This window comes from Arthrobacter sp. FW305-BF8 (assembly GCF_021789315.1).
Taxonomy (GTDB): Bacteria; Actinomycetota; Actinomycetes; order Actinomycetales; family Micrococcaceae; genus Arthrobacter.
The window spans coordinates 3,046,171-3,059,456 of the sequence record NZ_CP084561.1; the positions used below are offsets into that span (position 1 = coordinate 3,046,171).

General features: G+C 65.1%; 8 protein-coding genes. All 8 read right to left on the reverse strand.

Going from position 1 to position 13,286, the window contains the following annotated elements; all coding sequences use genetic code 11:
• Positions 1 to 362 precede the first annotated feature (362 nt).
• Positions 363 to 1,922, reverse strand: coding sequence for a methionine--tRNA ligase (gene metG / locus LFT45_RS13685; protein WP_236803837.1), 1,560 nt, complete (start codon positions 1,920 to 1,922; stop codon positions 363 to 365).
• A 34-nt stretch (positions 1,923 to 1,956) separates the two neighbouring features.
• Positions 1,957 to 2,712 (reverse strand): ABC transporter ATP-binding protein, encoded by a 756-nt coding sequence (locus LFT45_RS13690; protein WP_111905958.1) that lies wholly within the window; start codon positions 2,710 to 2,712, stop codon positions 1,957 to 1,959.
• Entirely contained in the window at positions 2,709 to 5,504 is a 2,796-nt protein-coding gene (locus LFT45_RS13695) for an ABC transporter permease (RefSeq protein ID WP_236803839.1), read from the reverse strand. The genes LFT45_RS13690 and LFT45_RS13695 overlap by 4 nt, the downstream gene beginning before the upstream one ends.
• 232 nt (positions 5,505 to 5,736) lie before the next feature.
• Positions 5,737 to 7,326 (reverse strand): phosphoglycerate dehydrogenase, encoded by a 1,590-nt coding sequence (gene serA, locus LFT45_RS13700; protein ID WP_236803841.1) that lies wholly within the window; start codon positions 7,324 to 7,326, stop codon positions 5,737 to 5,739.
• 117 nt (positions 7,327 to 7,443) lie between these two features.
• Positions 7,444 to 8,469 carry a ketol-acid reductoisomerase gene (ilvC, locus tag LFT45_RS13705; protein WP_236803844.1) on the reverse strand — a complete coding sequence of 342 codons (1,026 nt, stop codon included), beginning with the start codon at positions 8,467 to 8,469 and terminating at the stop codon, positions 7,444 to 7,446.
• Between the two features lie 112 nt (positions 8,470 to 8,581).
• Positions 8,582 to 9,094, reverse strand: coding sequence for an acetolactate synthase small subunit (gene ilvN, locus LFT45_RS13710; protein WP_190602218.1), 513 nt, complete (start codon positions 9,092 to 9,094; stop codon positions 8,582 to 8,584).
• Between the two features lie 2 nt (positions 9,095 to 9,096).
• Positions 9,097 to 10,998, reverse strand: coding sequence for an acetolactate synthase large subunit (locus LFT45_RS13715; protein WP_236803846.1), 1,902 nt, complete (start codon positions 10,996 to 10,998; stop codon positions 9,097 to 9,099).
• Positions 10,999 to 11,348: 350 nt separating this feature from the next.
• Positions 11,349 to 13,070: a dihydroxy-acid dehydratase gene (gene ilvD / locus LFT45_RS13720; protein ID WP_236803848.1), complete on the reverse strand. Its 1,722-nt coding sequence runs from the start codon at positions 13,068 to 13,070 to the stop codon at positions 11,349 to 11,351.
• Positions 13,071 to 13,286 lie beyond the last annotated feature (216 nt).

A 13,286-nucleotide genomic window follows, 5' to 3' on the forward strand; every position in this document is an offset into this window, starting at 1 on the left:
AGATTGCGCAAGCGCAGCAGGAAGTGAGGTGCCGAGGAGTCCCACACCCACAAGAGCAGCCGTTGCTAAAACTCGTTTCATTTTCTGTCCCCTCCAGGTCCGTTTTAAACTGACCAGTCGGGGGAAGAGACCGTTCCTGATTCGCTCGGCACCTGGTGGTTGGGACCACGGCGACCACTAGCGGTGTGGAACCGGAACCCCCGAATGAGATGCCAGTTTGCTTGTTCCTTCAGGGTAGGTTTGCCGTTTTATCCGCGTCCCGAGTAGCCGGTACCTGTTTGTACAGCCCGTCCCACTTGCTTCACTGGTAACACCACTCACATGCGCATCAGGGTACCGGGGCTACATGGCGAAGTGGGCTGTCAGGCGTCCGCGGGTTCCTCGTACTTCGGGAACACCGGCGCGGGGGCGGGCAGGTCGGTGCCGGCGGCGATCGGCGTCGCGATGGCGGAGAACTCCCGGGCCGCCCCTTCCGGCTGGCCGAGGTACCCGAGCAGCGCGGCGGTGGCAGTGGGCATGACCGGCTGGGCGAGGATCGAGACGATGCGCAGCACCTCGAGGGTCACGTACAGCACCGTCTGCATGCGTTCGACGTCGGTCTTCCGCAGCACCCAGGGTGCCTGGTCCGCGAAGTACGCGTTGGTGTCCCCCAGCTCCGTCCAGATCGCCTCGAGGGCACGGCTGAACTCCTGCTTTTCGAAGGCCGCACGTGCCTGCTCCAGCAACGCGTTCGCCTGGCCCAGGATGGCAGTGTCCGCGTCGCTGAACGCGCCCGGCACGGGTACCCGGCCCTCGCAGTTCTTGGCCACCATGGACAGTGAGCGCTGCGCCAGGTTTCCGAAGTTGTTCGCCAGGTCCGAGTTCATCCGGCCGACGATGGCCTCGTGGTTGTAGCTGCCGTCCGCGCCGAACGGAACCTCGCGCAGGAAGAAGAACCGGACCTGGTCCAGGCCGTACTGGGCCACGAAGTCCGCCGGGGCAACGACGTTGCCGAGGGACTTGGACATCTTGACGCCGTTGTTGTGCAGGAAGCCGTGGATCATGACCCGCTTGGGCAGTTCGAGGCCAGCGCTCATGAGGAAGGCGGGCCAGTAGATGGCGTGGAAGCGCGAGATGTCCTTGCCGATGATGTGGACATCGGCGGGCCAAAACTTCTTGAACGACTCTGATTCGACGTCCGGGTAGCCGGCGCCGGTGAGGTAGTTGGTCAGGGCGTCCACCCACACGTACATGACGTGCTTTTCATCGCCGGGGACGGGCACTCCCCAGTCGAAGGTGGTCCGGCTGATGGACAGGTCCTCCAGGCCGCGCTTGACGAAGCTGATGACCTCGTTGAACCGGGACTGCGGCGCGCCGAACTCCGGCTGTGCTTCGTACAGGGCCAGCAGCTTGTCCTGGTAGGCGGACAGCCGGAAGAAGTAGCTTTCCTCGGCGGTCCAGGTCACCGGGGTGTCCGTCTCCTTGGTGTACCGGGCGCCGTCCTCCTTCACCACGGTGTCGTCCTCACCGTAGTAGGCCTCGTCCCGCACGGAGTACCAGCCCTCGTACTTGGACAGGTAGATGTCCCCGTTGGCTTCCATCTTCTTCCAGATGGCCTGCGAGGCGGTGTAGTGGTCCGCGTCCGTGGTGCGGATGAACCGGTCGTAGCTGATGCCGAGGGCGGCGTGCGCGGCTTTGTAGATTTCCGCGTTCCGGTCCACCAGTTCCTTGGGCGAGACACCTTCCTTCTCCGCGGTCTGCGCGATCTTCAGCCCGTGCTCGTCCGTGCCGGTCAGGAACTTCACGTCGTAGCCGTCGAGCCGCTTGAACCGGGCCATCGCATCCGTGGCGATGTACTCGTAGGCGTGGCCGATGTGGGGCACGCCGTTCGGGTAGGTGATGGCCGTAGTGATGTAGAAGGGGCTCTTGTCTGAGGAAGTCACGGGCGGAACGGTACCTTTATGCGGAGGGATGGAGCTAGATCAGTTCGGTCAGCGTATCGCTGAGCCGGACCAGTTCGTGGTCATGTGACGCCACGAGGACTGCAATGCCGTCAGAGGTTGTGTCCTTGAGGATGCTGATGATGCGGTTGGCGGAGGCCCGGTCCAGGCTGGCCGTGGGCTCGTCCACCACCAGGACGCGGGTGCCCAGGATCAGGGCGCGGGCGATGGCCACGCGCTGGCGTTCACCGCCGGAGAGCTGCTCGGGACGGTGCCGCATGCGGCGGCCGAGGCCCACGAGGTCCAGCAGGTCCTTGGCCATCTCACGCCGCTGCTCCACCTCGCCGTCCGGAACCGCCGGCAGGAGCACATTTTCAAGCGCACTCATGCCGTCGATCAGGGCACCGCCCTGATCCACATAACCGATCAGAGCACGGCGGCGGTCGGCGATTTCGTCGTCGCTCATGGTTTCGAGCGAATCACCCTCCCACAGCACCCGGCCCGACGTCGGCAGGGTCAGGCCCGCTCCGACGGTCAGGATGCTGGTCTTGCCCGAGCCGCTGCGGCCTGCCACGCAGTGCATCTCCCCCGCGTTCAGGGTGAGGTCAAAGCCCTCCACGACGCTGACCGCGTCGGAGCCGTTCTTGCCCCCGCCGTAGCGGATGGTGATGTTGCTCAGCTCCAGCGGGGTGGCGTGGTCGGCTTCCTTGACGATGGTGTTGGCCCGGGTCTGGACCGGGGTTACAGCCTCATTGTTCCCGCGCACGCGGCGAAGGTTCAGGTCGTTAGTCATTTGACCACTTTCGTTGCAATCGGAATCCAGCAGAGAACAGCCACGAGCCCGGCCACGGCGGCCCACAGCGCGGCGTAGGGGGCAAGAACAAGGCCGATGCCCAGGGCGCCGAGGATACCCAGCGGGACGGCAACCGCGCCTACTAGGGCGTTTTCGAAGAAGCGGACCTGGCCAAGCATGTCGGGGTTCCAGCCCATCGCCTGCAGCGTGCCGAGGTACCGCCGCTTGGCCTTCAGCTCGAAGCGCCCGGTGACCAATGTGAGCAGGAGCCCCACCGCCACGCCGGACAGGCCAAGGATGATGCTCGGCAGGGCCACGCTGGCGGCGGCCAGGCCACTGAGCGCACTGGCACCGGCGGCACGCGGGATATCGATCAGCAAGGCGATCAGGCCGCCGACTGCCGAGCCGAACACGCCAACGGCAACGGCAAGCGAGATGGCGTTGAAGCGGTGCGTGCCCAGCTGCCGGTTCGCGAAGGTCAGCGGCGAATCGACGGCGATGAGCTTTTCGTCGTGCTGGGGCTCCTGGTCGACCACCTCGCGGTGGCGCAGCTGCTGGGCGGCGAAGAAGGCCGCGCCCAGGTACAGGGCCAGCACGGACGCCGAGACGATGGCGGTGGCGATGTTCCAGCTCAAAAGGCTGAGCACAATGCCTGCCACCGCCAGCAGTCCGGCGCCCACAGCAAACTCCTCCAGCACCCAGGACCGGATCCGTCGCTGGGTCCAACCCATGGCGCGCAGGGTGCCGGCTTCGCTGCGGCGCAGCCGCACGTAGCTGACCGTCGAGGCGCCAGTCAGCAGCGCGGCACCGCAGAGCGTGAGGAACAGCAGCGTCAGGTTCGTCGTCGTCAGCGAGCCGGCCACGGCGTCGGCCGCGTTCTGCCTGACCCAAGACTGCTGGACGGTTCCCAGGGCGGACTCCTTGCCGGCGTCGTCCTTGGAGTAGCCGGGAACGAAGATATTGGCGTCCTCGCGGGCAGAACCGGCCACAACGGTGGCTTCAAGACCCATGTCCCGGATTTCGGTGGCGAGCTTGTCCACCTCGGGCTGGACCTGCTTCCAGCTGCCGGCGGCGCTGGCCCGCACGCGGACGGCGTCGATGACGGAGGCGTTCTTCTCGTAGCCGCGGGCAGCAGCCAGGCCGTAATAGTCGGTGATAGCGCCGGCTGACTGGCTGACGAGTCCGGTGGCGCTCAGGGAAGGCTTGAGCGCGGTGTCCGTAACGTCCTTGCCCTGCGCGTCCTTGGTCAGCGTCATAGGCGTGGGATCGTAGCCGCCGAGCGGAAGCCGGTTGACGTCCCCGGCCGCTTCCTGGACGGCGGCGGGATCGAAGGTGCCGTAGACCATGGCGAGCGGGGTGGCCAGCTTCTTGCCCGTTTCCAGGTTCTCCCGGTAAGAACGCTCGTCCACGGGATTGCGCTGTGTCTGGTCCACAGCCTCGCCGTTGGCGCTCTTCTCCGGCAGGCGATTCACGGTGACCCACTCGCCCGGGGTGGCGGTCTTGTCCTCGGCACCGTTGCCTGCGGTGGAGCCGTCCGTGTATTTGGGGGCGGAGGCGAAGTTGGTGCTCCAGGTGGCAGGGCTGTAGAGGCCGCGGCTGAAGTTGGCCGAGTTGCCGAGCAGCTTGGAGTAGTCCGTGGACCCGGGCCAGGACAGGGCGAAAGGCGACTTGGAGACGAACGGCAGGTAGTCCTTGTCCAGGGAGCGCTCAGCGGTGCCTACCTCCTTGACCACGTTTCCGGAATCGTCGATCTCCTCGATTTTCACGGAGTACTTCAGGTCGACCGACGTGCCGGAACGGACGATCAGCGGGATGGCCTGGGAATCCTCGGTGAGCTGCCCGTTGCGCTTGGCCTGCTGGTACTGGGTCATGATGGGCGCCCAGTACTTGAGCTTGACGCCAAGGAAGTCAGGGCCTTCCTCGAGTTCCTTCATGCCGATGCCCGTGGTGAAGAGGCTCTCCAGGTGCTGGCCCACCGCCTCGGCGCTGCGGGCGTCGGCCGGCGGTGCCTTCTCCAGCGGCGCCAGGAAATCACCCGAGGTGCCCAGCAGGGCACGCTCGGAAACGGGGTCGACGGCGACCACGGACTCCGTGACCTCCGGCGCCATGGGCAGGGCAACAGTGAGGTTGAACAGGTTGTGCTCGGACCCGCCGGCCGGGGCCGGGAACTTGATCCCGGTCTCGCCTTCAGGACCGGCGATCTGGATGCTGTTGCCTCCCTCGACCTGCTGCTCCACGAGCTTGCCCTTGCCGAGGGCGCCCTCGGCAGTGGACTTGAAAAGGGTGTGCTGGGAGGACCCGTCGGAGCTAGTGGCGCTGGCCGTCAGGCGGTACTTCTTGGGGGTGTCGCTGAGCACGGACTGGGCTTCGGGCCATTTGCTGGGATCGGTGCCGCCGGGCTGCCCCGCGGTCGCGGTGCCGACGAGTCCGGCGTTGAAGCCCAGGTAGTCCATGGCCTCCAGGCGCGGCGTCTCGAGGTTTTGCGTCACGCGCGAGACCAGGCTGATGGGCGCGGCAACGGAGGTGCCGGACAGATCCCGGATCTTCTGGAGCTGGTTGAAGCTGATGCCGCCCTGCCCCGTGGCAATCTCGGGCTGCATGAGCGAACCGTCGGAGCCCGCCTTGGCCTGGACCAGGATGTCGTAGAGCCCGCGCGAGTTCTGGTCCACGGTCCGGTTCAGCGCTGCCTGCGACTGGGTCTGGACGAGGACTGACAGGCACATGGCGAAGATCAGAATTGCAGCGGTCAGCAAAAGCACTTTGCTTCTGATGAACCTCTGGACGGCGTTCATTGGGCTCCCTGAAACCTGGATTGCGTGCGCACGCCACGATGACCGCAGAAATGTGTGGGTGTCCCTTGCGGGCGTGCAAAAAGTATTGGCCGGCCTGCCGGCTGGATCCTTAAATTCGAACCTAGCTATTGTAAGCAGACCGGCCAATCATACTTGGCCGGGGAGAACTCCAAGGGACAAGGAGTTCACCCCGCGTTGGGGACCTGGCCGTCGCCGGCCAGGGTTCGTCGGACTAGTCCTCGAGGTCCACTTCGCGCACCATTTCGGCACCGATGCCGGCCTTGATGGCGTCCAGCACCTGCTGCGGGACGGAGCTGTCGATGGTGAGCAGGGCCAGGACCTGGCCGCCCTCCGCGCTCCGTGCCACCTGCATGCCGCCGATGTTGATGTTGTTCATGCCCAGGATGTGGCCGATGGTGCCGATGACGCCGGGACGGTCGGCGTAGGAGACCACCACGAGGTGCTCGCTGATCGGGATCTCGACGTCGTAGCCGTTGACGCCGACGAGCTTCTGCACCTGCTTGGGTCCGGTCAGGGTGCCGGACACGGAGATCTGTGCACCGTCGCTCAGGGCGCCGCGCAGCGTCAGCACGTTGCGGTAGTCCTCGGCTTCAGGGGTGGTGATGAGGCGGACGTTGATGCCGCGCTGCTCGGCGATCACGGGGGCGTTGACGTAGGACACCTGCTCGGTGACGACGTCGGCGAAGATCCCCTTGAGGGCGGCGAGCTCCAGGACCTTGACGTCAAGCGCGGCGATTTCGCCGGCAACCTCGACGTCGATCTGGGTCACCGAGGCGTGGGTCAGCGCCGTGAAGATGCGGCCCAGCTTCTCGATCAGCGGGATCCCCGGGCGGACGTCGGGGGCGATCAGGCCGCCGGCAACGTTCACGGCGTCCGGAACCAGTTCCCCTGCGAGGGCGAGGCGGACGGACTTCGCCACGGAGACGCCGGCCTTTTCCTGCGCCTCGTCGGTTGACGCGCCCAGGTGCGGGGTGACCACAACATTGTCCAGTTTGAAGAACGGCAGGTCGGTGCTGGGCTCCTGGACGAAGACGTCCACGGCAGCACCGGCAATCTGGCCGTCCTGCAGTGCGGTGTAGAGGGCTTCCTCGTCCACGAGGCCGCCGCGGGCCACGTTGACCACGTAAGCGGTGCTCTTCATTTTCTTGAAGGCTTCGGCGCCGAGCATGCCGACCGTTTCCGGCGTCTTGGGCATGTGGATGGTGATGAAGTCGGACTGCGCGAGCAGCTCGTCCAGGGTGACGAGCTTCACGCCGAGCTGGGCGGCGCGCGCAGAGGTGATGTAGGGGTCGAACGCGAGGATCTCGGTATCGAAGCCCTGCAGGCGGGCGGCGACCAGGGCGCCGATGCGGCCCAGGCCGATGATGCCGATCTTCTTCTCGAAGAGTTCGATGCCGGTGTACTTGGAGCGCTTCCACTCGCCGTCCTTCAGGGCGGCGCTGGCCTGCGGGATGTGGCGGGCCAGGCTCAGGATGTGGCCAACGGTCAGTTCCGCGGCGGAAACGATGTTCGACGTCGGGGCGTTGACCACCATGACACCGGCCTGCGTGGCCGCCTTGATGTCCACGTTGTCCAGGCCGACGCCGGCGCGCGCGATGACCTTCAGGTTCTTCGCGGCGGCAATGGCCTCGGCGTCCACCTTCGTGGCGGAGCGGACCAGGATGGCGTCAACGTCCTCGATGGCAGAGAGCAGCTGGGAACGATCGGCGCCGTCGGTCTGGCGGATTTCAAAGTCCGGGCCAAGGGCCTCGATGGTGGCGGGCGAAAGTTCTTCGGCAAGCAATACTACGGGTTTTGACACAGCTGATCCTCTGCGTTGAAGTCCTGGGGGTACATAAAGTCTAGGCGTACGGAAAGGCCGGGCTCACATTGTTAAGTGTGAACCCGGCCTCACCGCCGTGCTTTGAAGGGCTCAGCCTTAGCGGGCTGCGGAGCCTTCCACGTAGTCCTCGTCCTGCTGCTGCCAGGAGAACAGGGAGCGCAGTTCGCGGCCAACTTCCTCGATCGGGTGCTGCTCGGCCTTGGCACGCAGCTCCTTGAACTCGGCGCCGCCGTTGTCCTGGTCGTCAATGAAGCGCTTGGCGAAGGCACCGTTCTGGATGTCGGCGAGGACAGCCTTCATGTTTTCCTTCACCTCGGGGGTGATGACGCGCGGGCCGGAAACGTAGTCGCCGTACTCCGCGGTGTCGGAAACGCTCCAGCGCTGCTTGGCGATGCCGCCTTCCCACATGAGGTCAACGATGAGCTTGAGCTCGTGCAGCACCTCGAAGTAGGCGATCTGCGGCTGGTAGCCGGCCTCGGTCAGGGTCTCGAAGCCGTACTGGACCAGCTGGGACACGCCGCCACACAGGACGGACTGCTCGCCGAAGAGGTCCGTTTCGGTCTCTTCGGTGAAGGTGGTCTTGATGACGCCGGCGCGGGTGCCGCCGATGGCCTTGGCGTAGGACTTGGCCAGCTCCCAGGCGGAGCCCGAAGCATCCTGCTCAACGGCAATGATGTCCGGGATGCCGCGGCCGGCTTCGAACTCGCGGCGCACGGTGTGGCCGGGAGCCTTCGGGGCGACCAGGATGACGTCAACGCCTTCCGGGGCCTCGATGTAGCCGAAGCGGATGTTGAAGCCGTGGGCGAAGGCCAGGGCCTTGCCGGGGGTCAGCTTGTCTTTGATGGAGTCTGTGAAGATCGCGCGCTGGTGCTGGTCCGGCGCCAGGATCATGATGACGTCGGCCCATTCGGCGGCGTCGGCAACGTTCTTGACCGTGAAGCCTGCGTCCTCGGCCTTGGCGATGGACTTGGAGCCTTCCTTGAGCGCGATGACAACCTCGACGCCGGAATCGCGCAGGTTCTGCGCGTGGGCGTGGCCCTGGGAGCCATAGCCGACAATGGCTACCTTGCGGCCCTGGATGATCGACAGGTCTGCGTCGTCGTCGTAAAACATTTCAGTCACTTGCGTAACTCCTCTTGAGTGGATTTTTTGTAGATGTATAGCTTCGGTGCTGCGTTTGCGGGCGAAGCGCGCCGCCTGGGCTGGGCTCTAGGCTGTGCCCTGAGCTGTGCCTTTAGGCGCTGCGCAGGGCCCGATCACTCATGGAGCGGGATCCCCGTCCAACGGCCAAGGTGCCGGACTGCACAATTTCGCGGATACCGAAGGGCTCCAGCACCGAGAGCAGTGCCGTGAGCTTTTCGGGATGGCCAGTTGCTTCAATGACCACCGAGTCTGTGGAGACGTCGACCACTGAAGCACGGAACAGGTCTGCAGCCTGGGTCACCTGCAGACGAGTTGCGGCATCCGCACGTACCTTGACCAGGATGTGGTCGCGCTGTACGGAAGATTCGGAAGTCAGTTCAACAATCTTGATCACATTGATCAGCTTGTTCAACTGCTTGGTGACCTGTTCGATCAGGTCGCCGTCGGCGTTGACGACGACGGTCATCCGGGAGATGCCTGGAACTTCCGTCGGGCCGACGGCCAAGGAATTGATGTTGAAGGCGCGGCGGGCGAAAAGGCTGGCCACGCGGGTCAGCACACCGGGCTTGTCTTCGACCAGAACGGACAGTGTGTGGCGGCTCATGATCAGTCCTCCTCTTCCCATTCCGGGGTCATGTTGCGGGCAACCTGGATCTGGTCGTTGCTGACCCCGGCGGGCACCATCGGCCACACCATGGAGTCGGGGCTGACCACGAAGTCGATGACCACGGGGCGGTCATTGATCTCCAGCGCCTTCTGAATTGTTGCGTCGATGTCCTCGGCCCGCTCGCACCGGAAGGACGCGCAGCCGTAGGCCTCGCCGAGCTTGACGAAGTCCGGGATGCGGATGGTCTCGTGGCCGGTGTTCAGGTCCGTGTTGGAGTAGCGTCCCTCGTAGAAGAGGGTCTGCCACTGCCGCACCATGCCCAGCGAGGAGTTGTTGATGACGGCAACCTTGATGGGGATGTTGTTGATGGCGCAGGTGGCCAGTTCCTGGTTGGTCATCTGGAAGCAGCCGTCGCCGTCGATGGCCCAGACCACACGGTCCGGCTCGCCCACCTTGGCGCCCATGGCGGCCGGAACGGCGTAGCCCATGGTGCCGGCACCGCCGGAGTTCAGCCAGGCATGCGGGCGCTCGTACTTGATGAACTGCGCGGCCCACATCTGGTGCTGTCCCACACCGGCGACGTAGATGCCCTCGGGGCCGGTCAGGGCACCGATGCGCTCGATGACCCGCTGCGGTGCAGTGAGGCCGTCCTCCGGTTCGGTCCAGCCCAGCGGGTAGGTGTCCTTCAGGTTGTTCAGGAAGGCCCACCAGCTGGCCAGGTCCGGAGTCCCGGAGGCGCCGAACTGGGTCCGGACAGCTTCCGTCAGTTCCGGAATGATCTCCTTCACGGAGCCCACGATGGGAACGTCGGCCGTGCGGTTCTTGGAGATTTCGGCGGGGTCGATGTCGGCGTGGATGACCTTGGCGTTGGGCGCGAAGGTCTTCAGGACACCGGTGACGCGGTCATCGAAGCGCGCACCCAGGGTTACCAGCAGATCCGCCTGCTGCAGCGCGGTAACAGCCGAGACCGTACCGTGCATGCCGGGCATGCCCACGTGCTGCGGGTGCGAGTCCGGGAAGACACCGCGGGCCATGAGTGTGGTGACCACGGGTGCACCGGTCAGTTCGGCCAGCTCGCGCAGTTCAGCCGCCGCATGGGCCTTGGACACACCGCCGCCGACGTACAGGACGGGCTTGCTGGCCGCGGAGATCAGCTTTGCTGCCTCGCGGACCTGCTTGTTGTGGCCACGGACCACCGGGCGGTAGCCCGGCAGGTCGATCTTGGGCGGCCAGGAGAAGGTCATCTGCCCCTGCTGGGCGTCCTTGGCGACGTCAACGAGGACCGGGCCCGGACGTCCGGTCGAGGCGAGGTGGAAGGCCTCGGCCATGACGTGCGGAATGTCGTTGGGGTCCGTCACCAGGAACGAGTGCTTGGTGATGGGCATGGTGATGCCCACGATGTCGGCTTCCTGGAAGGCATCGGTGCCGATTACTCCGCTGGAGACCTGGCCGGTGATGGCCACGAGCGGAACGGAGTCCATGTGGGCATCCATGATGGCGGTGACGAGGTTGGTGGCACCCGGGCCCGAGGTGGCGATGCAGACGCCCACCCGCCCGGTGACCATGGCGTAGCCTTGCGCGGCGTGGCCGGCTCCCTGTTCGTGACGGACCAGAACGTGGTTCATTTTGGAGGCCATCAAGGGGTCGTAGGTGGGCAGGATCGCGCCACCGGGCAAACCGAAAATATCGTCGACGCCGAGTTCTTCGAGCGCACGGACAATTGCTTCTGAGCCGGTCATCACCGTCGGGGGTACGACGTTGTTCGGCCCAAGGACAGGAGAGGCGGCTGCAGCAATGTCGACCCCGGCCTCAGCCGGCTTGTCGACGCGTTCCGGAGCCTTGGCGGCTCCAGCGGACTTTGAAGCCATCAGCGAGGGGCTGATGGGCGATCCTTTGCTCATCGAACTCTTCCTTAGTGGATCTTGAATTGGTGTGGTGCTAGGGAAAACTGAACGTTCCGTCCCGCCCGGAAAATAAAAAAACCCCTCAGCCTGGTGGCTTTTCGAGGGGTTGCGCGTGACAGTTCGTTACCAGTCGGGCTATGGAGCCACGCGCTGAGTAAGTACGACGACGGTGCCGACGGTAACGAAGATCATGCGTTCAGTTTTCCCTCTGGTGGATAGCGTGTCAACGAAGCGGCCCGCGATCTCACCATGTGGACATCAGTGTCCACCAAATGGTCCCCGGGGTGGGGACCACTCGTTGCGGCGGGCTCCACCAGCGTCCGCTGGTTGAGCCCGCCGAAACCGTACTACCCGCAGTAGGCGCCGGTGGAGGCGCTGTGCACCAGCTTGGCGTACTTGGCCAGGACGCCCTTGGTGTACCTGGCCGGCAGCGGCGCCCAGCCTTCCTTGCGGGATTCGAGTTCTGCGCTGTCTACGAGCAGGTCGAAGCTGCGGGCGGCGATGTCCACGCGGATCCGGTCGCCGTCCTTGACGAAGGCGATGGGGCCGCCGTCGACCGCTTCGGGGGCGACGTGGCCGATGCAGAGGCCGGTGGTGCCCCCGGAGAAGCGGCCGTCGGTGAGCAGCAGGACATCCTTGCCCAGGCCTGCACCCTTGATGGCGCCGGTGATGGCGAGCATCTCGCGCATGCCCGGACCGCCCTTGGGGCCTTCGTAGCGGATCACCACGACGTCGCCCTTCTGGATCTCGCCGTTGTCCAGTGCATCCAGCGCGCCCTGCTCGCGTTCAAAGACGCGGGCAGTGCCCTCGAAGACGTCGGCGTCGAAGCCGGCGCTCTTCACGACGGCGCCTTCCGGAGCCATGGAGCCGTGCAGGATGGTGATGCCGCCGGTCTTGTGGATGGGGTTGTCCAGCGCGCGGAGAATCTTGCCGTCCACGTCCGGCGGGTTGATGGCCTCAAGGTTCTCCGCTACGGTCTTGCCGGTGACGGTGAGGCAGTCGCCGTGCAGCAGGCCGGCGTCGAGCAGGGCCTTCATGATGACCGGCACGCCGCCGATCTTGTCGACGTCGGTCATGACGTAGCGGCCGAAGGGCTTCAGGTCACCCAGGTGCGGGATCTTGTCGCCGATGCGGTTGAAGTCGTCCAGGGTCAGTTCGACCTCTGCCTCGCGGGCGATTGCCAGCAGGTGCAGGACGGCGTTGGTGGATCCGCCGAAGGCCATGGTGACGGCGATGGCGTTTTCGAAGGCCTTCTTGGTCATGATGTCGCGGGCCGTGATGCCGTGGCGGAGCAGGTTGACCACGGCTTCGCCGGACTTGCGGGCGAATTCGTCACGACGGCGGTCTGCCGAGGGCGGGGCTGCCGAGCCGGGCAGGGACATGCCCAGGGCCTCACCGATGCAGGCCATGGTGTTCGCGGTGTACATGCCGCCACAGGCGCCTTCGCCGGGGCAGATGGCCTTCTCGATGCGGGTGAGGTCTTCCATGCTCATCTTGCCCGCGGCGCACGCACCGACGGCTTCGAAGGCGTCGATCAGGGTGACTTCCTTTTCGGAGCCGTCCTCCAGCTTGACCCAGCCCGGCATGATGGAGCCGGCGTAGAGGAATACGCTGGCGAGGTCCAGGCGCGCAGCGGCCATGAGCATGCCCGGGAGCGACTTGTCGCAGCCCGCCAGCAGCACGGAGCCGTCGATGCGCTCTGCCTGCATGACGGTCTCCACCGAGTCGGCGATGACTTCGCGGGAAACCAGGGAGAAGTGCATGCCCTCGTGGCCCATGGAGATGCCGTCGGACACGGAGATGGTGCCGAACTGCATCGGGAACCCGCCGCCGGCGTGGACGCCTTCCTTGGCGCCCTGGGCCAGCCGGTTCAGGGACAGGTTGCAGGGAGTGATTTCATTCCAGGAGCTCGCGACGCCGATCTGGGGCTTGGCGAAGTCATCGTCGCCCATGCCCACGGCCCGGAACATTCCACGGGCGGGAGCTGCGTGAATGCCGTCAGTGACAACCCGGCTCCGGGGCTTGATGTCAGGCTTGTTATTAGTCGCGATCTGGGTGTCCTCACTCATGGGTCAAAGTCTATGACTCCTGAAAGGCCGCCAACGACCGGAAGTGACCGGTTTCGCCCAATTTTCAGAAAAATTCGATCAAATAGTGGACTCACGTCTCACATTTTGAGACGGAGGGGCTGCGTGCCCCCTCCCCCATCGGCGTTGCCAAGCCTAGACAGCCCTATTGACACCGACGTACCGTCAAGCAACGGCAACCTCGTGTGACGGATGAAA